The organism is Pseudomonas edaphica, from assembly GCF_005863185.1.
Lineage (GTDB): Bacteria > Pseudomonadota > Gammaproteobacteria > Pseudomonadales > Pseudomonadaceae > Aquipseudomonas > Aquipseudomonas edaphica.
Genome location: NZ_VBVZ01000025.1, coordinates 1 through 22,203, shown reverse-complemented (window position 1 = coordinate 22,203; position 22,203 = coordinate 1). Strand labels below are relative to the sequence as shown.

Genomic DNA, 22,203 nt, shown 5'->3' with positions numbered 1-22,203 from the left:
GGCATCACCTCGGTTCAACTGAATGACCGAGGTGCCTGCATCGCAGGCAAGCCAGCTCCCACACAAGCCAGCCCACACCAAAGCCAGCATTATCAGCGTGCCAACGCCCCCCTTGTTGGATCTACAAACCCCTTCCTATAATCGGCTCGGCTTACCCAAGCCCCGCCCGACCGCGTGCTACCCGCACTCAGCGCGTCCAGGCACCGCCTTACCGTGTCTGACCGGTGTTTGCTCCCATCCCGAGCCGCTCCGCTTACAACCCTGATCCATGGGTGTTCGACCAATAATAATCCGCGTCCAAACGCGCAATGACCGTCAGGGATACCGCCATGAGCACCACCTACAACGAGGCCGCACCCGCCGCCCCGCTCAACTCGACCGCACGGGTTGCCACTGCCAGCATCGTCGGCACTGCCATCGAGTTCTACGATTTCTATATCTACGCCACCGCTGCGGCACTGGTGATTGGCCCAGTGTTCTTCCCACAGACCTCCGGCACCGCGCAGATGCTGGCGTCGTTCCTGACCTTCGGTATCGCCTTTATTGCCCGCCCGCTGGGCTCGGCGCTGTTCGGCCACTTCGGCGACCGTATCGGGCGCAAATCTACCCTCGTCGCCTCGCTGCTGCTGATGGGCGTGTGTACCACCCTGATCGGCTTGCTGCCGGGGTATGACAGCATCGGTGCCTGGGCGCCGATCCTGCTGTGTGTGCTGCGCTTCGGCCAGGGCCTGGGCCTTGGCGGCGAATGGGGCGGCGCGGCGCTGCTGGCCACCGAGAACGCCCCCAAGGGCAAGCGCGCCTGGTTCGGCATGTTCCCGCAACTGGGTCCGTCAATTGGTTTTCTGGCAGCCAATGGCCTGTTCCTGATCCTGGCCATGAGCCTCAACGACGAGCAGTTCCGCAGCTGGGGCTGGCGCATCCCGTTCATCCTCAGCGCAGCGCTGGTGATGGTCGGCCTGTATGCGCGGCTCAAGCTGCACGAAACGCCGGTATTCGCCAACGCCGTGGCCAAAGAGGCGCCGGTGAAAGTGCCATTGGTAGAACTGTTCAGCCAGCATTGGCTGCCGGTGCTGCTGGGCGCCGCGTCGATGGTGGTGTGCTATGCGCTGTTTTACATCACCACCGCATTTTCTTTGAGCTACGGGGTTTCGACCTTGGGCTACAGCCGTGAGATGTTCCTCGGTTTACTGTGCTTTGCGGTGCTGTTCATGGGGCTGGCCACGCCGCTGGCAGCCTTGGCCAGCGACCGCTACGGGCGCAAGCCGGTGCTGATCGTCGGCGCGGTGCTGGCGATTTTGTCGGGTTTCACCATGGAGCCGCTGCTGACCCACGGTTCAACCTGGGCGGTTGCGTTGTTCCTGGCGCTGGAACTGTTCCTGATGGGCATCACGTTTGCCCCGATGGGCGCGATGCTGCCGGAACTGTTCCCGACCCGCGTGCGTTATACCGGCGCTTCGGCGGCGTATAACCTCGGTGGGATTGTCGGCGCGTCGGCCGCACCGTTTTTTGCAACCAAGCTGGTGGCGATGGGTGGGCTGAGTTATGTCGGCGGGTATGTGTCGGCGGCAGCGTTGCTCAGCTTGATTGCTGTGCTGTGCCTGAAAGAGACGCGGGATAATGATTTGAACAAGGTCGCCTGAAGCCGATCGTTCCCACGCTCCGCGTGGGAACGATCGGGTTGGGTTTACAGCTCTACAACAACAGCCTTCGAAGCACGGGTCGCTTTAGCTCGGGCAGCCTCAATCGACTCATCCCGCGCCAACGCCACGCCCATGCGGCGCTGGCCATTCACTTCCGGCTTGCCAAACAGACGCAACGCCGTGTCCGGTTCGCTCAAGGCAGCGCCGAGGTTGGCGAACGCTGTCTGAGTCGACTGCCCTTCCACCAGGATCACCGCCGAAGCCGAAGGCCCGAACTGGCGGATCAACGGAATCGGCAAGCCCAGGATGGCGCGCGCGTGCAGCGCAAACTGCGACAGGTCCTGGGATATCAGGGTCACCAGACCGGTGTCATGCGGGCGTGGCGACACTTCGCTGAACCACACCTGATCGCCCTTGATGAACAACTCCACGCCAAACAGACCGCGGCCACCCAGCGCCTCGGTCACGGCTTTGGCTACACGCTCGGATTCAGCCAGGGCAATCGGGCTCATGGCTTGCGGCTGCCAGGATTCCTGATAATCGCCCTTCTCCTGACGGTGCCCTACAGGCGCGCAGAAGGTGGTGCCACCGATGTGACGCACGGTCAGCAGGGTGATTTCGTAGTCGAAGTCGATAAAACCTTCGATGATCACGCGGCCTTTGCCGGCACGCCCGCCTTCCTGGGCGTAATCCCAGGCTTTTTGTACATCATCGGCGCCGCGCAGCAGGCTCTGGCCCTTGCCCGACGAACTCATCACCGGTTTGACCACACACGGGAAGCCCAGGTCTTGCACGGCCTTGCTGTAGTCTTCGAAGGTGTCGGCGAAGTGGTACGGCGAAGTCGGCAGGTCCAGCTCTTCAGCGGCCAGACGACGGATGCCTTCACGGTTCATGGTCAGCGACGTGGCACGCGCGGTCGGGATCACGGTAAAGCCTTCGGCTTCCAGTTCCACCAGCGTTGCAGTGGCGATGGCTTCGATTTCCGGCACGATGAAGTGCGGCTTTTCGGCCTCGATCACGGCGCGCAGGGCGGCGCCGTCGAGCATGTTGATCACGTGGCTGCGGTGCGCAACCTGCATGGCCGGCGCGTTGGCGTAGCGATCCACGGCAATCACTTCAACGCCCAGGCGTTGCAGTTCGATTACCACTTCCTTGCCCAGCTCACCGCAGCCACACAGCAAAACGCGGGTCGCGGTTGGCGACAATGGAGTTCCGATTCGGGTCATCTCAGGTCCTCAGGGGAGCGGATCATGGGGAGAAAGGCCGGCATTTTACATGAACTGTAAAAATTGGCCTCAGTTGGCGACAGCCCGTTTGCGCATACGCCAGGCCATGATCAGCCACACCACCGTGACCCCGGCAAATTTGGACACCAGCGCGGTGCCGGCCACTGCCGGTGTGAGCGCGCCGATCAAGCCGAAGAAGATAAACGTATCGAGGGGAATGCTCAGCGCCGAACTTATCCACAGGCGGTCGTGCAGCGGGCGCTTGGTGATGCTGAACACCAGCCAGTCGATGCACTCGGACACCGCAAACGCCGTGGCGCTGGCCAGCGCGATGGACGGGTCAGAGGTGATATACGACAGCACCAGCGCTGCCAGCATGGCGATGATTGCGCCATGGCCGAAGCGGGTTTGCACCATGTCACGCAGGATAAACACCAGGCCACCCCAGGCGGACCAGATGACATCCAGGTGCGGGGCGGTGGAGAAAGCGAAGTTGATCAGCACGACGCTGCTGATGTAGGCGATCAGGAAGAGCATGGGGGAGGACCTGTGGGCAAGGGGCACAGGGTACTTCACATTTTGAAATATGTCGTCTGGGCGGGCCTCATCGCAGGCAAGCCAGCTCCCACATTTGAAGGTATTCACAAATCAAGTGTGGGAGCTGGCTTGCCTGCGATAGCGGTCGCTCAGGCCCCAGATTTACCCGGCATCATCCACACCAACCCACTCGCCATCGCCCGCTCATGGCACAACCCCAGCACCACCCGGCGCTCGGCATTGTCCATGCGACTCCAGCGCGTAATCTCATCCACGGTGCGCTGGCAGCCGGTACAAATATCGTCATCGTCCAGCGCACAAATACTCACGCACGGCGAGGCGACGGGGCGTTCAACCGGGTTCATTGTTCCTGCTCAACCAGGTCACGCGCATACCGCTGCGCGTTATGCACATAGTGCGCGGCGCTGGCTTCGAGCATGCGCTTTTGCGCCTCGGTCAGCTCACGTACCACCTTGCCCGGCGAACCCATCACCAGCGAGCCATCGGGGATTTCCTTGCCTTCGCCAATCAGCGAGTTGGCGCCGATGATGCAATGTTTGCCGATCCTGGCACCGTTGAGGATCACCGCGTTGATGCCGATCAGGCTGTAGTCGTCGACGGTGCAGCCGTGCAGCATGGCGTTATGGCCGATGGTCACGCCGGTGCCCAGGGTCAGCGGGTAGCCCATGTCGGTGTGCATCACGCTGCCGTCCTGCACATTGCTATTCTTGCCGATCAGGATCAGCTCGTTATCGCCACGCAACACCGCGTTGAACCAGACGTTGGCGCCCTCTTCCAGCTTGACCTTGCCGACCAGCGTGGCATTCGGCGCCACCCAGCTGTGCGGGTGCGTCTCGACGCGGGCGTCGCCCAGGCGGTATTTCATGGTGTGTCCTCACGGCTGGCCATTCAAGCGATGGCTTAGATATTGATAAAGCTTTTAGGCGGCTGGTGCAGGCTGATCTGAGCGTCGTCATAGAGCAGGTTGATCAGCTCGACGATCATGATTGCCGTCAACCCCCAAATCTTGTATTCGCCAAATCGGTAGCTGGGCACATACCAACTGCGGCCCTGGTAATCGATGCGGTGGGTGTGTTCGCGCGGGTCCTGGCGGAAAAACTCCAGCGGTACGCTGAACACGGCGGCGATCTCGGCATCGTTGGCCAGGTATTCGACGTAATCGGGGATCACACCGACGTAGGGCGTTACACGAATGCCATGCAGGGAAATCAACGGGCTTAACGGGCCGACCACTTCCACCAGACCGGGCGGCAGACCGATTTCCTCTTCGGCTTCGCGCAGTGCGGTAAAAATCAGGTCCGGGTCTTCGGGGTCGCGCCGCCCGCCAGGAAACGCCACTTCGCCACCGTGGGTCGACAGACCGCTGGCGCGCAGGGTCAGGATCAGCTCGGGTTCGTCGCTGCGGGTGATCGGCACCAACACGGCGGCCTCGGGGAAACGCCCGTCAGTTTCCAAGGTGTGGGGGGTGTGATTGGTTACCCGGCGAAGTAGCTCGTCCAGCATGAGTCATCTCGGTCTGTTGGCTACCTTGTATCATGCACCAAAGCAGGCAGGCGCCCAACCCCAAAACCACCGGCGTGTCGCTAAACGACAACTTGCAGCGCCCTGCCCGCCACGCCAAGATAGACGCACTTTCCAGGAACCCCAGCATGAATTTCTGCAGCCAGTGCGGTAAACCGGTTACCCAACGCATTCCCGAAGGCGACGGCCGCCTGCGCTACGTGTGTGATCACTGCTCGACCATTCATTACCAGAACCCCAATATCGTCGCCGGCACCGTGCCGGTGTGGGGCGACAAAGTGCTGCTGTGCCGTCGCGCCATCGAACCGCGCCTGGGTTACTGGACCCTGCCCGCAGGCTTTATGGAAAACGGCGAAACCGTCGAACAGGCCGCCGCCCGCGAAACCCTGGAAGAAGCCTGCGCCCGCGTGCGCAACCTGAGCATCTATACCCTGATCGATGTACCGCACATCAGCCAGGTGCATATCTTCTACCGCGCCGAACTGGTCGACCTGGACTTCGCCGCAGGCCCCGAGAGCCTTGAAGTGAAGCTGTTTGATGAGGCCGACATCCCTTGGTCCGAGCTGGCTTTCCGCACGGTCGGGCGTACCTTAGAATGCTTCTTCGCTGACCGCAGGCAACAGCTGTTCCCGGTGCGCAGCGAGTCGGTGCCGCCGATGACGCGGCCGGCCAAATAACTCCAGGCAGCACCTTTTACAAGGGAAACCGTTTTAATGCGTTGGTTGCTCGCTCTGATCTGCCTGTCGTTCGCTAGCCTGTCTTCGGCCTCCACGGTGGAAACCCTCGGCGGCAAACCGGTCGAGAAAATCCTGGTGCTCAAGTCCGCCCATCAGTTGCAATTGATCAACGACGGCAAACCGCTCAAGACCTACCGCATCTCGCTCGGTAAAAACCCCAAGGGCACCAAACTGATGGAAGGCGACCGCCGCACGCCAGAGGGCTTCTACTGGATCGACTGGCGCAAGACCAGCGACCGCTTCAACCTGGCCATGCACATCTCCTACCCCAATATCAGTGACTCGGCCCGCGCACGCCGCGAAGGCGTGAAACCGGGCAGCATGATCATGATCCACGGCACGCCCGACACCGAGGAATACCCGGAACAGTGGTTTCACACCCTGGACTGGACCGACGGTTGCATCGGCATGCGCAACGTGGACATGCGCGAAGTCTGGAACCTGGTCAAAGACGGCACCCTGATCGAGATTCGTCCGTAATCGCCTACCGTTTGTAAAATAACTCAAAAATAATTAAAAAAAATCCCTGCCCATGGCAGCGCCTGCCGGTGAATACCAGTTCACTGCGCGGGCTGCGCAATTCTGCGCGCACTCAAGACCTCTCTAATACCACTTGATACCAGGCACCCTTAATGTGCGCTGAAACAGGCTACCGCACTGTTTTCGCTGCATTGACATGGTATTTAAGTGGTATTAATTTCCGGCCAATACCGGGCGACAACATTCCAATAACGCATCGGAAACCTGACAGATGAATCCCATACTGGCGCTGCGCCCCGACGACAAACAGTCCACGCCGCTGTACCTGCAATTGGCCCGCAAGCTCGAAGCGGCGATCCATGCCGGCGAGTGGAAATCCGAACAGGCGTTGCCGTCGGAACGGGTCCTGAGTGAGCAACTGAGTATTTCCCGCGTCACCGCGCGTAAAGCCCTGGAAGTGCTGTTTGCCCAAGGCTTGATTCGCCGTAGCCAAGGCTCGGGGACCTTTATCACCCCGCGTCTGGAGCAGCCGCTGTCGCGCCTGTCGGGGTTCAGCGAGATGTTGCGCCTCAAGGGCTTTGTGCCCACGTCCCAGTGGCTTGAGCGCGACATCACCCCGCCGACCCACGAAGAACTGATCCGCCTGGGCCTGTCGCCGACCGACAAAGTGGCGCGGCTCAAACGCCTGCGTAAGGCCGATGACACCGTAATGGCAATTGAAATGACCGCCATGCCCGCCTCCGTGCTGCCAAACCCGCAAGCCATCGGCAATTCGCTGTACGAATACCTGGAAAGCATCGGCAAACCGGTGGTGCGCGCACTGCAACATATCCAGGCGATCAATGCCTCCGATGAGTTCGCCAAGCTGGTCGGCATCGCCCCCGGCACCGCCATGCTGCTGATGACCCGAGTCGGCTACACCGCCGACAACACGCCGATTGAAATCACCGACACCTACTGCCGCAACGACTACTACGACTTCGTCGCAGAGCTGCGCCGCAATGACTACTCCGCTGAACTGCGGGTTTAGAGAACTGCCCATGTCCGAAGACAACATCCTCACGCCCGGCGGCTGGATTCGCGGCCGCCTGGTGCACGAACACGGCAAGGTGGTCGCCATCGACGGCACGCCGTGCGACCCGAACGACAATGACCTGCCCTACTTGCTGCCAGGCTTTATTGACCTGCACGTTCACGGCGGTGGCGGCAAAGACATCATGGAAGGCACCGACGCCTTCGAGACCATCACCCGCACCCACGTGCGCTTTGGTACGACCTCGCTGCTGGCTACCACCATGACCGCACCGGTGGATGAAATTTCCCGCGTGCTCGGCGAACTCGGCACGTTCTGCGAGCAGCGCCCTACAGGCAGCGCACGGGTGCTCGGCGTACACCTGGAAGGCCCCTACATCAATCCGGGAAAACTCGGCGCGCAGCCCAACTTTGCCCACACCGCACTGATGGCCGAAGTCGAAGCCTACCTGCGCCTGGCGCCGATCCGGGTGATCACCATTGCTCCGGAAATCGCCGGCCACGATGCCTTGATCCGCGCCCTCAGCGAACGCGGCGTGCGCATGCAAATCGGCCACACCCTGGGCAGCTACGAAGAAGGCGTCGCTGCCCTCGCCGCCGGCGCCACCAGCTTCACGCATTTGTATAACGCCATGAGCCCGCTGCATCACCGCGAACCCGGCATCGTCGGCGCCGCGTTGGCCCACGCCAAGTACGCCGAATTGATCCCGGATTTGCTGCATGTACACCCCGGCGCCATGCGCGTGGCGCTGCGCTCGATCCCGTGCCTGTACTGCGTCACCGATTCCACCGCTGCCGCCGGCATGCCCGACGGCGAATACAAGCTGGGCAGCCACACCGTCACCAAATGCCTGGGCGGCGTGCGCCTGGCCGACGGCACCTTGGCCGGCAGCACCCTGACCATGGACCAGGCGCTGCGCAACCTGGTGAAAATCGGCCTGCCGATCAGCGAAGCCTCACAACGCCTGTCGCAATTTCCTGCGGACTATTTGGGCCTGGAAGAACGCGGGCGCCTGCAACCCGGCAGCTTTGCCGACTGCGTGCGCATGGACCGCTCCCTGACACTCACCGACGTAATGGTCGAAGGAGAAACCATTGACTTCAAAAATGCTTGAAGAGGCCCTGGCCTCCTGTCACGCCGTGGAGGCACAACTGCAGCGCCTCAACCCGATGCTGGAGGAAGTGGCCGGGCGCCTGCGCCGTCAGCCGCCGCAAGTGGCGATGACCATCGCCCGTGGCAGTTCAGACCATGCCGCCAGTTACTTCGCCTACCTGGCCATGCAGCATGTGGGTATTCCGGTGGCGTCGTTGCCAATGTCGGTGGTGACCTTGCTGCAAGCGCCGTTAAAGGTCAGCGGCCAAGTGGCGTTCGGTTTCTCCCAGTCGGGGCAAAGCCCGGATTTGGTCAACAGCCTGCGCCTGCTGCGCAAACGCGGGGTCTTGAGCATTTCGATGGTCAACGCCGAAGACTCACCACTGGAAGCCGCGTGTGAATTCCATGTGCCACTGTGTGCCGGGCCGGAGCAGAGTGTCGCCGCGACCAAAAGCTTTATCGCCACTTTAAGCGCCAGCGCGCAGTTGATCGGCCACTGGAACCAGGACCTGTTGCTGCTGCAAGCCTGCCAGGCCTTGCCCGACGGCTTGCGCGAAGCCGCCACCCAGGACTGGACGCCAGCCATCGAAGCCCTGCGCAGCAGCCAACGCCTGATTGTAATTGGCCGTGGCGCCGGTTTTGCCATCGCCCAGGAAGCCGCGCTCAAGCTCAAGGAAACCTCGGCGATCCAGGCCGAAGCCTTCAGCAGCGCCGAAGTGCGCCACGGGCCGATGGCCTTGATCGATGAAAACTACCCACTGCTGGTGTTCGCCCCACGCGGCGCCGAGCAAGCCGGGCTGTTGAGCCTGGCCGCCGATATGCGTCAACGCGGCGCCCGCGTCTTGTTGGCCGCGCCGGACGATATCGTTGAACGCGACCTGACCCTGAGCCGCGCCGAACACCCTAGCCTGGACCCGATCCTGGCGATCCAAAGCTTCTACGTGATGGCCGCCGGCCTGGCGGAGGCCCGGGGCATGGACCCGGACCAGCCGCGCCACCTGAGCAAAGTTACCCGCACTCACTGAGTCGCGTTTTCCTGATGAGTACCGTGCCCATGTCCTACAACAATAATGAATTGACCCTAAGCGCCCCACTCAGTGGCCCGGTGCTGAGCCTGGGCAACGTTCCCGATGAAGTGTTCGCCAGTGGCGCCATGGGCGACGGTATTGCCATCGACCCGTTGAACGACTGCCTGCACGCGCCCTGTGACGGCGTGATCATCCACGTTGCGCGCACCGGGCATGCACTGACGATTCGTGCCGACAACGGCGCCGAAATGTTGATGCATGTGGGCATCGACACCGTGGAATTGAACGGCGAAGGCTTTGCCCTGCTGGTGAAGGAAGGCGCACGGGTGAGCCAGGGCCAGGCACTGGTGCAGTTTGATCTGGATCGCATTGCGCGCCAGTGCAAAAGCCTGGTCAGCCTGATTATCCTGACTAATGGCGAGGGTTTTGAGCTACGGCCGGTTGCAGGAAAAACCGTCAAGGTGGGTGAGCCGTTGCTGCACATTGCCGCGCGTTCGGTAGCGCCGTTGCAGGCGGCTGTGGATAACTCTGTCACCGAAGTGCGCGCCAGCGTGCGCATTACCCACCGTGGCGGTTTGCATGCACGCCCCGCCGCGCTGGTGCGTAAGACCGCGCAAGGTTTCAGCAGCCATGCAGAGTTGCACTTCGCCGGTAAGTCGGCGCCGTGCGACAGCCTGATTGGCTTGATGGGGTTGGGCATTGGTGAAGGTGATGAAGTGCGCATCACCTGTCGCGGCAAGGATTGCGAGGCGGCGTTGCAGGCGTTGGTGGCCGCACTGTCGGTTGCTGTGAGTGAAGAACACCACGCGCCGGTAGCCGTGACACCGCGTCGGGCGAACACCGAAGCCGGTGTGTTGCAAGGCGTGTGCGCCGCGCCCGGCCTGGTCTGCGGGCCGCTGTTTCGCCTCACCGGTATCGAACTGCCGCAAGACACGGGCAACCATATCGCCGACGAACAACTGCAACGCCTGGACACCGCGCTGGAGCACGTGCGCGGAGAAATCCGCAGCACCCTGGCACACGCACGCCAACGCAAGAACGTCGAAGAAGAAGACATCTTCGCCGCCCACCTTGCGCTGTTGGAAGACCCCACGCTGCTGGATGCCGCCACCCGTGCCATCGAGCAAGGCAGCGCCGCTACCCACGCCTGGCGCGACGCGATCCAGGCGCAATGCGCGGTGTTGCTGGCCTTGGGCAAACCGCTATTTGCCGAGCGCGCCAACGACCTGCGCGACCTGCAACAACGCGTACTGCGTGCGCTGTTGGGCGAAACCTGGCACTTCGAATTGCCGGCCGGCTCGATTGTCAGCGCCCATGAACTGACCCCCTCCGACCTGCTGCAACTGAGCGCACAAAACGCCGTGGGTATTTGCATGGCCGAAGGCGGCGCTACGTCTCACGTCGCGATTTTGGCCCGAGGCAAAGGCTTGCCGTGCGTGGTCGCGCTGGGCGCCGAAGTGCTCGACGTGCCCCAAGGCCAACGCGTGGTGCTGGACGCGGCCAACGGTCGCCTGGAACTGGCACCCAGCGAGGCGCGCCACGCCGAAGTGCACCAGATTCGCGATGCGCAGAAACTGCGCCGTCAGCAACAGCAGGCCCAAGCCCGGCAAGCGGCGCACACCCGCGATGGCGTGAGCATTGAAGTGGCGGCCAATGTCGCCTCCAGTGCCGAGGCCCAAGTGGCGTTTGAAAACGGCGCCGATGGTGTAGGCCTGCTGCGCACCGAATTCCTGTTTGTCGACCGCCGCACCGCGCCGGATGAGCAAGAGCAACGCCAGGCCTACCAGGCCGTGCTGGATGCCATGGGCGACAAGTCGGTGATCATCCGCACCATCGACGTGGGCGGCGACAAACAGCTCGACTACCTGCCGTTGCCGGTTGAGGCCAACCCGGTGCTGGGCCTGCGCGGCATTCGCCTGGCGCAGGTGCGCCCGGACGTGCTCGACCAGCAACTGCGCGCGCTGCTGCAAGTGTCTCCGCTGGCGCGTTGCCGCATCCTGCTGCCGATGGTCAGCGAGGTGGATGAACTGCTGCAGATCCGCCAGCGCCTGGATGAACTCTGCGCGGAGCTGGAGCTGACCCAGCGTCCGGAACTGGGCGTGATGATCGAAGTGCCCGCCGCCGCGCTGATGGCTGAGCAACTCGCCAAACACGCGGACTTTTTATCCATCGGCACCAATGACCTGTCCCAGTACACCCTGGCCATGGACCGCGATCACGCGGGCCTCGCCGCACGGGTGGATGCCTTGCACCCGGCGCTGCTGCGCTTGATCGCGCAAACCTGCGCCGGTGCCGCCAAGCATGGGCGCTGGGTGGGTGTGTGCGGCGCCCTGGCGTCCGACCCGCTGGCCACGCCGGTACTGGTTGGCCTGGGTGTGAGTGAACTGTCGGTAAGCCCGCCGCAAATCGGAGAAATCAAGGACCGCGTCCGCCACCTGGACGCGGCGCAATGCCGGCAATTGAGCCAAGGCCTGCTCGACCTGAGCAGCGCCAAGGCCGTTCGCCAAGCCTGTCAACACCACTGGCCGCTGAGCTGAAAACAACAAGAATAGGGAGACACGCCATGTACCAACATTTCATCGAAGGCCTGCAACGCCTCGGCCGCGCACTGATGCTGCCGATCGCGATTCTGCCGATCGCCGGTCTCTTGCTGCGTCTGGGCGACACCGACCTTTTGAACATCGCGGTGATGCACGATGCCGGGCAAGCAATCTTCGCCAACCTGGCGCTGATCTTCGCCATCGGTATTGCCGTGGGTTTTGCCCGCGACAATAACGGCACGGCGGGTTTGGCCGGGGCGATTGGTTACCTGGTGATGATTTCCACGCTCAAGGTGATGGACACCACCATCAACATGGGCATGCTCGCCGGTATTGCCAGCGGCTTGATGGCCGGTGGGCTGTATAACCGCTTCAAGGACATCAAGCTGCCGGAGTACCTGGCCTTCTTTGGTGGGCGACGGTTTGTGCCGATTGTCACCGGGTTTTCGGCGGTCGCCCTGGGCGTGATCTTTGGCCTGATCTGGCCACCGATCCAGCACGGCATCAACAGTTTCGGCGTGCTGCTGATGGAAAGCGGCAGCTTTGGCGCATTTGTGTTTGGCGTGTTCAACCGCCTGCTGATCGTCACCGGCTTGCACCATATCCTCAACAACATGGCGTGGTTTGTGTTTGGCAGCTTTACCGACCCAACCACCGGCGCCATCGTCACCGGCGACCTGACCCGGTATTTTGCCGGCGACCCGAAAGGCGGCCAGTTCATGACCGGCATGTTCCCGGTGATGCTGTTCGGCCTGCCCGCCGCGTGTTTGGCGATGTACCGCAATGCACTGCCGGAACGCCGCAAGGTCATGGGCGGGATTTTCCTGTCGATGGCGCTGACCTCGTTTTTGACCGGCGTGACTGAGCCGATCGAATTCGCGTTTATGTTCCTCGCACCATTTTTGTACCTGATCCACGCGGTGCTCACCGGCCTGTCGATGGCCGTGACCAATATGCTGAATATCCACCTGGGCTTTACCTTCTCCGGTGGCTTTATCGACATGGTGCTCGGTTGGGGCAAATCCACCAACGGCTGGCTGGTATTCCCGGTCGGGTTGGCTTACGCGGTGATCTACTACAGCGTGTTCAACTATTGCATTCGTCGGTTCAACCTGAAGACACCGGGGCGTGAAGACATCCAGGTGGTGCAGGCTGAGGTGATGACCGATAACCAGCGGGCCAGTGCCTACATCCGTGCACTCGGCGGTGCAGAGAATTTGCTGAGTGTCGGCGCGTGCACGACTCGTCTGCGCCTGGACATGGTGGATCGTAACAAGGCGGTGGATGCGCAGTTGAAAGCACTGGGCGCGATGGCCGTGGTTCGACCGGGTAACGGCGGGAGCTTGCAGGTGGTCGTAGGGCCGATGGCCGACAGCATTGCGGATGAGATCCGCCTGGCGATGCCGTCGTTTGTTGCCAGTGCGCCGGTGGCCGCCCAGCCTGTGGATAAACCGGTCGCGGTGAATGTGCAAGAGGCCGAGAAGTGGCTGAATGCTTTAGGCGGCCGCACGAATGTGCGCCAGCTGGAAGCGGTGGCGATGACCCGATTGCGGGTGGAACTGGGGGATGATTCGGTGCTGTCTGAAGCGGACCTGACTGCGCTGGGTTGCCAGGGTGTGAGCCAGCTGGACAGCGGGGTTTGGCATTTGTTGATTGGTGACAAGGCCACTGGATTGGGCGAGGCACTGGAGCGGCTGGTTACCCGCCCAATCAACGCCTGACCGATCGTTCCCACACTCTGCGTGGGAATGCCGCCCCGGACGCTCCGCGTCCAAGCCGTCGCCCTGCACAAGGGTGACGCGGAGCGTCACAGGATGCATTCCCACGCGGAGCGTGGGAACGATCAATGTGGGAGCTGGCTTGCCTGCGATTGGCCCTTACAGGCGCCTGATTACTTCTGATCAGGCACCTCAAATAGATCCAACACCCGATCCACCATCAACTGAATACCTTCCAGCATCCGATGAATCCCCAGCAGAGCATCACGCTGCGGGCCGTCGGTGTCAAAAGCCAAGTTGCCTGCCAGTGCTTGAAGTGATGCCAGGTCTTGGGAGGCATTGGCGAGCAGGGTTTCGCTGTTCAGGTTAGGAAGTACGGTGAAGATTTGATCGGTGGGCTGAGAATCAGATGGGGGATTTGGACTGTCTTTGATCATGGTAAAACTCCTAACAAAAAATGGGAGCTACCGACATCACTTGCAGATGATGGGTGGCAGCTGTGTACGGGTCTGCAAGACCGAGTTGTTAGGAAACCCGGCAGACCCAGAGATCTCCCGCACACAGCCACCATAAATCAATGATCGCTTCATCAAAGCGGCACGATTATAGGTGCACTGTTGGCCACTAACAAACTATCGGCGGGCTTGCAGTCCCGGTCGCCACATTGGCAGCGACCCGAGAAGACTAGTGCCGCCAGTTCCTAGGGACAACCTGAAAAGCCTGTGGGAAAGATCTGGGGCGCCTGTCCCGGCGCCATCGCAGGCAAGCCAGCTCCCACATTTTGAACGTATTCACAGATCAAACTGTGGGAGCTGGCTTGCCTGCGATTGGCCCTTACAACCAACAAAAAACCCGCTGACCAAACTGGCCCAGCGGGTTTCTTGTTTCTGCAACCTGCGAATCAAAAATCCGCCAACTGCCACACCTCATACGCCGGTGTCTCATAGGGATGGCTGAGTTTCAACGCGGCTACAACCGCCACGATCAACTCATCCGCCACCACCAGCTCAACCTTCCATTCTTCAACCACTTCAACCTGGCCCACCTGCCCAAGAAACGGCTGGCTGCCGTCCAACGCGCGAAATTGGCCCTGGCCCAGCACTTGCCAGGCACAGCTGTCGTAGTTGCCGATGCGCCCGCCGCCGGCTGCGAAGACGGCGGCTTTCACCGTCTCCACATGGCTGGCGGGCACAAAGAAGGCAAGCTTGTACACCGCCTTAGTTCACCCACACGCGAGCGTTGCGGAACATGCGCATCCACGCGCCGTCTTCGTTCCACTCTTCAGGGCGCCACGAGTTTTGCACGGCGCGGAACACACGCTCCGGGTGCGGCATCATGATGGTCACGCGACCGTCGCGGCTGGTAAGGCCGGTGATCCCGCGCGGCGAGCCGTTCGGGTTGGCCGGGTAGCTCTCTGTGACCTTGCCGTGGTTGTCGACGAAACGCATCGCCACACAACCGGACAGGTCGGCTTCGAGCAGGGCTTCTTCGCTGGAGAATTCAGCGTGGCCTTCACCGTGGGCGATGGCGATTGGCATGCGCGAACCGGCCATGCCTTGCAGGAAGATCGAGTTGGATTCCTGCACCTGCACCATGGCGACACGGGCTTCGAACTGCTCGGAACGGTTACGCACAAAGTGCGGCCAGAACTCGCTGCCCGGGATCAACTCGTGCAGGTTGGACATCATCTGGCAACCGTTGCACACACCCAGGGTGAAGCTGTCGTTACGCTCGAAGAAGCCCTGGAACGCATCGCGGGCACGGCTGTTGAACAGGGCCGATTTGGCCCAGCCTTCACCGGCACCCAACACGTCACCGTAGGAGAAACCACCGCAAGCGACCAGGCCTTTGAACTCGTTGAGGTCAACGCGACCGGCGAGGATGTCGCTCATGTGCACGTCGATCGCATTAAAGCCGGCGCGGTCGAACGCGGCCGCCATTTCCACCTGGCCGTTGACGCCCTGCTCTCGCAGTACGGCAACTTGTGGGCGAATGCCTTTCTTGATGTAAGGCGCGGCGATGTCCTGGTTGACGTCGAAGCTGAGCTTGGTGCTCAGGCCCGGGTTGTCTTCTTCCAGGATCACGTCGAATTCCTGCTCGGCGCAGTCGGCGTTATCACGCAGGCGTTGGATCTGGTAGCTGGTCTCGGCCCACTGGCGTTGCAGCAAGCGGCGCTGGCCGGCAAACACGGTATCGCCATTGAAGGAGATATTGATTTCACCGTTATTGATCGGCTGACCGATCACCGCCACACAGTCGTCCAGGCCAGCGGCGCTGAATTGGGCGAGCACGTCCGGGGTGGCGTCCTGGCGAACCTGGATCACGGCGCCCAACTCTTCATTGAACAGGATGCCGTTGATTTCGGCAGCATCCTCGGCAACGCTGTCGAGCACAATGTTCAGGCCGCAGTGACCGGCAAATGCCATTTCGACAACGCTGGTCAGCAAACCGCCGTCGGAACGGTCGTGGTACGCCAGCAGGTGGCCGTCGGCGTTCAGGCCCTGGATCACGGCGAAGAAGGCTTTGAGGTCTTCGGCGTCATCCACGTCCGGCGCGTGCTTGCCGAGTTTGCCGTGGGTTTGCGCGAGGATCGAGGCGCCCATGCGGTTCTGGCCACGGCCCAAGTCGATCAGGATCAGATCGGTGGTGCCCTTGTCCATGCGCAGTTGCGGGGTCAGGGTCTGACGGATGTCGGTGACCGGTGCAAAACCGGTCACGATCAGCGACAGCGGCGAGGTCACGCTCTTGTCGGTGCCGTCTTCGTTCCAACGGGTGGCCATGGACATGGAGTCCTTGCCCACCGGAATGGTGATACCCAGTTCCGGGCACAGCTCCATGCCGACAGCCTTGACGGTGTCGTACAGGCGCGCATCTTCACCCGGGTGACCGGCAGCGGACATCCAGTTGGCCGACAGTTTGATGTCGGACAGCTTGCCAATGCGCGAAGCGGCGATGTTGGTGAGGGTTTCACCAATGGCCATACGGCCCGACGCCGGGGCGTCCAGCAGGGCCAGCGGCGTGCGCTCGCCCATGGCCATGGCTTCACCGGTGTACACGTCAAAGCTGGTGGCGGTGACGGCAACGTCGGCCACCGGCACTTGCCATGGGCCAACCATTTGGTCACGGGCCACCAGGCCGGTGATGGTGCGGTCGCCAATGGTGATCAGGAAGCTTTTGCTCGCCACGGCCGGGTGGTGCAGCACGCGTTCGATGCTGTCGGCCAGTTCCAGCGTACTTGGGTCGAAGTCATCGCCCAGCTCGGTTTCACGCACGGCGGAGCGGTGCATGCGCGGGGCTTTGCCCAGCAGTACTTCCAGCGGCATGTCGACCGGGCTGTTGCCGAAGTGGCTGTCGGTGACCGTCAGCTGTGGTTCGGCAGTGGCTTCGCCGACCACGGCAAATGGGCAACGCTCACGTTCGCAGATGGCCTGGAAGCGCGCGAAGTCTTCAGGGCCAACGGCCAGTACGTAGCGTTCCTGGGATTCGTTACTCCAGATTTCGTGCGGGGCCATGCCCGGCTCGTCGTTTGGAATGTTGCGCAGTTCGAAACGGCCACCACGGTCGCCATCGTTGACCAGTTCCGGGAAGGCGTTGGACAAACCACCGGCGCCGACGTCGTGGATGAAGCTGATCGGGTTCTTGTCACCCAACTGCCAGCAACGGTCGATGACTTCCTGGCAGCGGCGTTCCATTTCCGGGTTTTCGCGCTGTACGGAAGCGAAGTCCAGGTCTGCCGAGCTGGTGCCGGTGGCCATGGAGGAAGCTGCGCCGCCGCCCAGGCCGATCAACATCGCCGGGCCGCCGAGGACGATCAGCTTGGAGCCGACCAGAATCTCGCCTTTCTTGACGTGTTCTTCGCGGATGTTGCCCATGCCGCCGGCCAACATGATTGGCTTGTGGTAGCCGCGCACTTCATCGCCACGCGGGGTGGTGATGGATTGTTCAAACGTACGGAAGTAGCCGGTGAGTGCCGGGCGCCCGAATTCGTTGTTGAACGCGGCGCCGCCGAGCGGGCCTTCGATCATGATGTCGAGTGCGGTAACGATGCGCTCAGGCTTGCCGTACGGCACTTCCCACGGCTGTTCGAAACCGGGGATCTGCAGGTTGGACACGGTGAAACCGGTAAGGCCAGCCTTTGGCTTGGCGCCACGGCCGGTGGCGCCTTCGTCACGGATTTCGCCGCCCGAACCTGTCGCTGCGCCCGGGAACGGGGCAATCGCGGTCGGGTGGTTGTGGGTTTCAACCTTCATCAGGATGTGCACCGGCTCCTGCACCGCGCCGTACTGGCGGGTTTCAGGGTCCGGGAAGAAACGGCCGGCGACGGAGCCGACGATCACCGAGGCGTTGTCCTTATAAGCCGACAGAACGCCTTCGCTGTGCATCACGTAGGTGTTCTTGATCATGCCGAACAGGCTTTTTTCCTGGCTTTCGCCGTCGATATCCCAACTGGCGTTGAAGATCTTGTGACGGCAGTGCTCGGAGTTGGCCTGGGCGAACATCATCAGTTCGATGTCGTGCGGGTTGCGCTTCAAGCCATTGAAGGCGTCGACCAGGTAGTCGATCTCATCTTCGGCGAGCGCCAGGCCCAGTTCGGTGTTGGCCTTCTCGAGGGCGGCGCGGCCACCGCCGAGCACGTCAATCGCAGTGAGCGGCTTGGGCTCGGCGTGGCTGAACAGGCCGGCAGCCTGTTCCAACTGGCTGACGATGATCTGGGTCATGCGGTCGTGCAGGCTGCTGGCGATCAGCTCGGCCTCGGCATCGCTGAACTGGCCGGCGACGTAGAAAGCGATACCGCGCTCCAGGCGCTGGATTTTTTCCAGGCCGCAGTTACGCGCGATATCACTGGCCTTGCTCGACCAGGGCGAGATGGTGCCGAACCGCGGCAGAACCAGGAACAAGCGGCCGGTCGGCTCTTGAACGGGAACGCTGGGGCCGTACTTCAGAAGGCGTGCGAGCACTTGCTGTTCGTCGGCGGTCAAGACGCCGGTTACGTCGGCGAAGTGAGCAAATTCAGCATACAAGCCTGTAACAGCTGGAACCTTTTGGCTCAGTTGCTCAAGGAGTTTGCTGTGGCGAAAGGCAGAAAGGGCAGGAGCGCCGCGCAGGATCAACATCTTCGGGACAGCCTCGGGAAGGGGGTGTGCTTTGAGGCCGTGCATTCTAGCGTAAACCTGCGCCAACGGCACTCGAAACGGCACGGCTGGCCGCTGCCGAACGTCAGTTGGCAGCGATTGCATGCTTTCGGGGCGAAATCCTGGGGTTGGCGCGCAGTTATTTTAACCGTCACAAACCCTCGCCAACCCACGTTTCTGCGGGCTGCAGCCCGGTTTTGCGGGTGCTAGCAGACAAGTCCGCTGCTGTCGAGATATGGCGCCGAGGGCCGTTTGCGTATACTGCGCAGATGTTCTCCCCTACTGCTTTACGCCCGCGATGCGCCAAATGGCTGATCGCAACCGGACTCTTCCTGATGCTCAGCGCCTGTGTTGATAAGCCCAGCACGCTCGAGCGAATCAAGGAGGATGGCGTATTGCGGGTGATTACCCGGAACAGCCCGGCGACGTATTTCCAGGACCGCAACGGTGAAACCGGTTTCGAGTACGAACTGGTCAAGCGCTTTGCCGATGACCTGGGCGTGAAGCTGGAAATCGAGACCGCCGATAATCTCGATGACCTGTTCGGCCAACTGGGCAAACCCAACGGTCCGGTTCTTGCGGCCGCCGGCCTGGTCAGCAGCGAGCAGCGCGCGCAACAGGTGCGTTTCTCCCATCCGTACCTGGAAGTCACGCCGCAGATCATCTACCGCAACGGCCAGTCGCGCCCCACCGGCCCGGCAGACCTGGTGGGCAAGAAGATCATGGTGCTCAAAGGCAGCACCCACGCCGAGCAATTGGCGGCACTTAAAAAGCAGAACCCAGCGATTGAATACGAAGAGTCCGACGCCGTGGAGGTGGTGGACCTGCTGCGCATGGTGGACGAGGGCCAGATCGACCTGACCCTGGTGGACTCCAACGAAGTGGCGATGAACCAGGTGTACTTCCCCAACGTGCGCGTGGCCTTCGACCTCGGCAATGCCAGCAACCAGAGCTGGGCCGTGGCGCCGGGTGAAGACAATAGCCTGCTCAACGAGATCAACAGCTACCTGGACAAGGTTGAGAAAAACGGCACCCTGCAGCGACTGAAAGACCGTTACTACGGGCATGTCGATGTACTCGGCTATGTCGGCGCCTACACCTTCGCCCAGCATTTGCAGCAACGCCTGCCCAAGTACGAGAAACACTTTCGCGCCTACGCCAAGGAAGAAAAGGTCGACTGGCGCCTACTGGCGGCCATCGGCTATCAGGAATCGCTGTGGCAACCGGCCGTCACCTCCAAGACCGGCGTGCGCGGCCTGATGATGCTGACCCAGAACACCGCCCAGGCCATGGGCGTGTCCAACCGCCTGGACGCCAAGCAAAGCATCATGGGCGGTGCCAAGTACCTGGCCAAGATCAAGGATGAGTTGGACGACAGCATTGCCGAGCCGGACCGCACCTGGTTCGCCCTCGCCGCCTATAACGTCGGCACCGGCCACCTGGAAGATGCGCGCACGCTGGCCAAGAAAGACGGCCTGAACCCGAACAAGTGGCTGGACGTGAAGAAGATGCTGCCGCGCCTGTCGCAGAAGCAGTGGTACAGCAAGACCCGCTACGGTTATGCCCGCGGTGGCGAGCCGGTGCATTTTGTCGCGAACATCCGGCGGTATTACGACATTCTCACCTGGGTGACCCAGCCGCAGTTGGAAGGCAACCAAGTGGTGGAAGGCAACTTGCACGTGCCGGGTATCGACAAGACCAAGCCGCCGGAAGATAACCCGCAGCTGTAAACCCAATCGCCCAAACGACCCATAACCCTGTGGGAGCGGCGGTGCGACGATTCGACTTGCCCGCGATGGCGGCTAGCCAGTCAACATATTCGTTTCCTGACACACCGCTATCGCGGGCAAGCCCGGCTTCCACAGTTGATCCTCGTCGTTTTATAGGCCAGTGAGCAGATGCACGACCCCGCCCGTTAACACCATCACACCCGCAACACCCGCCGCCTTCAGCGCCTGCGCATCCAGCCGCCCTGCATCCTGCAACTGCACCCGCACCCGCGTCAGTGCCACGTGCTGTTGCGACTTGAGGTTATCCACACCGCCCAATGCGCTCAGTACCTCGGTCGACAACAGCCCCTGCGCAGGCGCCACCACGGTTTCGGCAATCAAGTCCGGGGTGAGGGCCTTCCAGAATGCGCGCTGTAATTTCTCGAACATGCTCAGTGCTCCACGACAGGTGAGGTTTCAACAGTGGCCGCGTGGTACAGGCGCAGGGCCTCGCGTACTTGGGCGGCTTCTTCCAGGCCAAGCACCTGGCGGGCGATGATCTGGCAGTCGGCCATGTCCAGCTCGCGCACGGTGGCCTTGATGGTCGGGATCAGCGGTACGCTGACCGACAGTTCATCCACCCCCAGCCCGATCAACACCGGCACCGCCAGTGCTTCAGACGCCAACGCGCCGCACACGCCGACCCACTTGCCATGGGCGTGGGCGGCCTTGACCGTGGTGGCAATCAGGCGCAATACCGACGGATGGAAGCTGTCGGCCTGGCTGGCCAGGCGCGGGTGGTCGCGGTCCATGGCCAGGGTGTATTGGGTGAGGTCATTGGTGCCGATGGAGAAGAAATCCACATGCGGCGCGAAGACATCTGCCATCAAGGCCGCAGACGGCACCTCGATCATGATGCCCAGCTTTGGCAGCTCGGTCAGGCTCAGCGCCAGCGCTTCCTCTTCAAGGATCTTGCGCGCCAGATGCAGCTCCGACAGCAGGCTGACCATCGGTAGCATGATATGCAGCCGCGCAAATCCGGCACTCGCCAGGATCGCGCGGAACTGCTCGCGCAGCAATTCAGGGCGCTCCAGGCACAGGCGAATACCACGCAGGCCGAGGAACGGGTTGGTCTCGCGCTCCATCGGCACATAGGCCAAAGGTTTATCGCCGCCCACATCCAAAGTGCGCACCACCAGATTGCGTTCGCTGCCCAGGGCTCGGGCGATGGCGCTGTAGGTGCCGGCTTGCTCCTCGGGGCTGGGCGCGCGATTGCGGTCCAGGTAGAGAAACTCCGAACGCAACAGGCCAACGCCTTCACCGCCCAAGGCCAGGGATTGCTCGACCTCCTGCAACGAGGCGACATTGGCCGTGATCTCGACATGATGACCATCGCGCGTGATACCGGGCAAGGCGGCCTGCGCCACCTCACGCTCACGTCGCAGTATGTGTTGCTTGCGGGTAGCGGCCAGTTGCTCGACAGCGGCCAGGTCAGGCTCCAGGTGCAGCTCGCCTTTGTCGGCATCGAGCAGCACCTGCTTGCCGTTGGCCAGCGCCAATGCCTGTGCCGGAACGCCGCACAACGACGGCAAACCAAGGGCACGCGCCAGGATCGCCACATGGCTGGTGGCGCCGCCGCCGACGGTGACGAACCCCAACACTTTGCGCGTATCGAGGCCAGCGGTTTGCGAGGGGGTCAGTTGCTCGGCAATCACGATCGCACGATCCGGCAACGCCCAGGCGCTGTCCTCAATACCGAGGATCAACTTCAGCACACGCTGGCCAACAT

General features: G+C 61.9%; 19 protein-coding genes. 9 read left to right on the top strand and 10 right to left on the bottom strand.

What is annotated here, in order from left to right:
* Nucleotides 1-329 precede the first annotated feature (329 nt).
* Nucleotides 330-1,640, top strand: coding sequence for an MFS transporter (locus FEM54_RS03115; protein ID WP_017139721.1), 1,311 nt, complete (start codon nt 330-332; stop codon nt 1,638-1,640).
* A 44-nt stretch (nt 1,641-1,684) separates the two neighbouring features.
* On the opposite strand, the gene purT is transcribed toward FEM54_RS03115, so the two are convergent.
* The 5 genes from purT to FEM54_RS03090 all read right to left on the bottom strand — a co-directional run bounded on the left by purT (nt 1,685) and on the right by FEM54_RS03090 (nt 4,927).
* Nucleotides 1,685-2,866: a formate-dependent phosphoribosylglycinamide formyltransferase gene (gene purT / locus FEM54_RS03110; protein ID WP_138449464.1), complete on the bottom strand. Its 1,182-nt coding sequence runs from the start codon at nt 2,864-2,866 to the stop codon at nt 1,685-1,687.
* Nucleotides 2,867-2,935: 69 nt separating this feature from the next.
* A complete protein-coding gene (locus tag FEM54_RS03105; RefSeq protein ID WP_056858699.1) occupies nt 2,936-3,403 on the bottom strand; it encodes a VUT family protein in 468 nt (155 codons plus the stop codon).
* A 149-nt stretch (nt 3,404-3,552) separates the two neighbouring features.
* Nucleotides 3,553-3,768, bottom strand: coding sequence for a DUF1289 domain-containing protein (locus FEM54_RS03100; RefSeq protein ID WP_138449462.1), 216 nt, complete (start codon nt 3,766-3,768; stop codon nt 3,553-3,555).
* Entirely contained in the window at nt 3,765-4,289 is a 525-nt protein-coding gene (locus FEM54_RS03095; protein WP_058414816.1) for a gamma carbonic anhydrase family protein, read from the bottom strand. Before FEM54_RS03095 ends, FEM54_RS03100 begins: the two co-directional genes overlap by 4 nt.
* Before the next feature lie 35 nt (nt 4,290-4,324).
* On the bottom strand, nt 4,325-4,927 hold the full coding sequence (locus FEM54_RS03090) for a CoA pyrophosphatase (protein WP_017139716.1): 603 nt from the start codon (nt 4,925-4,927) through the stop codon (nt 4,325-4,327).
* Between the two features lie 146 nt (nt 4,928-5,073).
* On the opposite strand from FEM54_RS03090, the gene FEM54_RS03085 reads away from it, so the two are divergent.
* The 7 genes from FEM54_RS03085 to nagE all read left to right on the top strand — a co-directional run bounded on the left by FEM54_RS03085 (nt 5,074) and on the right by nagE (nt 13,576).
* The gene (locus FEM54_RS03085) at nt 5,074-5,622 is read left to right on the top strand and encodes an NUDIX hydrolase (RefSeq protein ID WP_017139715.1); all 549 of its coding nucleotides are present in this window, start codon (nt 5,074-5,076) and stop codon (nt 5,620-5,622) included.
* Between the two features lie 36 nt (nt 5,623-5,658).
* Entirely contained in the window at nt 5,659-6,162 is a 504-nt protein-coding gene (locus tag FEM54_RS03080) for a L,D-transpeptidase family protein (RefSeq protein WP_099485500.1), read from the top strand.
* Nucleotides 6,163-6,433: 271 nt separating this feature from the next.
* Nucleotides 6,434-7,192: a GntR family transcriptional regulator gene (locus tag FEM54_RS03075; RefSeq protein ID WP_099549346.1), complete on the top strand. Its 759-nt coding sequence runs from the start codon at nt 6,434-6,436 to the stop codon at nt 7,190-7,192.
* A 10-nt stretch (nt 7,193-7,202) separates the two neighbouring features.
* On the top strand, nt 7,203-8,309 hold the full coding sequence (gene nagA, locus FEM54_RS03070; RefSeq protein ID WP_138449460.1) for an N-acetylglucosamine-6-phosphate deacetylase: 1,107 nt from the start codon (nt 7,203-7,205) through the stop codon (nt 8,307-8,309).
* Nucleotides 8,302-9,312 (top strand): SIS domain-containing protein, encoded by a 1,011-nt coding sequence (locus FEM54_RS03065; RefSeq protein ID WP_370694380.1) that lies wholly within the window; start codon nt 8,302-8,304, stop codon nt 9,310-9,312. The genes nagA and FEM54_RS03065 overlap by 8 nt, the downstream gene beginning before the upstream one ends.
* A 29-nt stretch (nt 9,313-9,341) precedes the next feature.
* A complete protein-coding gene (gene ptsP, locus FEM54_RS03060; RefSeq protein ID WP_138449456.1) occupies nt 9,342-11,852 on the top strand; it encodes a phosphoenolpyruvate--protein phosphotransferase in 2,511 nt (836 codons plus the stop codon).
* Between the two features lie 26 nt (nt 11,853-11,878).
* Nucleotides 11,879-13,576, top strand: a complete 1,698-nt coding sequence (gene nagE / locus FEM54_RS03055; protein ID WP_138449454.1) for an N-acetylglucosamine-specific PTS transporter subunit IIBC — start codon at nt 11,879-11,881, stop codon at nt 13,574-13,576.
* Nucleotides 13,577-13,746: 170 nt separating this feature from the next.
* Here the strand turns inward: nagE and FEM54_RS03045 are convergent, their stop codons facing one another.
* The 3 genes from FEM54_RS03045 to purL all read right to left on the bottom strand — a co-directional run bounded on the left by FEM54_RS03045 (nt 13,747) and on the right by purL (nt 18,687).
* Nucleotides 13,747-14,010 (bottom strand): DUF6124 family protein, encoded by a 264-nt coding sequence (locus tag FEM54_RS03045; RefSeq protein ID WP_138449452.1) that lies wholly within the window; start codon nt 14,008-14,010, stop codon nt 13,747-13,749.
* 464 nt (nt 14,011-14,474) lie between these two features.
* A complete protein-coding gene (locus FEM54_RS03040; protein ID WP_138449450.1) occupies nt 14,475-14,786 on the bottom strand; it encodes a YqfO family protein in 312 nt (103 codons plus the stop codon).
* Nucleotides 14,787-14,790: 4 nt separating this feature from the next.
* Nucleotides 14,791-18,687 (bottom strand): phosphoribosylformylglycinamidine synthase, encoded by a 3,897-nt coding sequence (purL, locus tag FEM54_RS03035; protein ID WP_138449448.1) that lies wholly within the window; start codon nt 18,685-18,687, stop codon nt 14,791-14,793.
* Between the two features lie 287 nt (nt 18,688-18,974).
* Here purL and mltF point away from each other — a divergent pair, with 287 nt between their 5' ends.
* On the top strand, nt 18,975-20,435 hold the full coding sequence (mltF, locus tag FEM54_RS03030) for a membrane-bound lytic murein transglycosylase MltF (protein WP_017139703.1): 1,461 nt from the start codon (nt 18,975-18,977) through the stop codon (nt 20,433-20,435).
* 150 nt (nt 20,436-20,585) lie between these two features.
* On the opposite strand, the gene FEM54_RS03025 is transcribed toward mltF, so the two are convergent.
* Nucleotides 20,586-20,864 carry a PTS sugar transporter subunit IIB gene (locus tag FEM54_RS03025; protein ID WP_138449445.1) on the bottom strand — a complete coding sequence of 93 codons (279 nt, stop codon included), beginning with the start codon at nt 20,862-20,864 and terminating at the stop codon, nt 20,586-20,588.
* Nucleotides 20,865-20,866: 2 nt separating this feature from the next.
* Nucleotides 20,867-22,203: phosphoenolpyruvate--protein phosphotransferase (gene ptsP, locus FEM54_RS03020; protein WP_138449443.1), on the bottom strand; the 1,337-nt coding region annotated here is incomplete at its 5' end.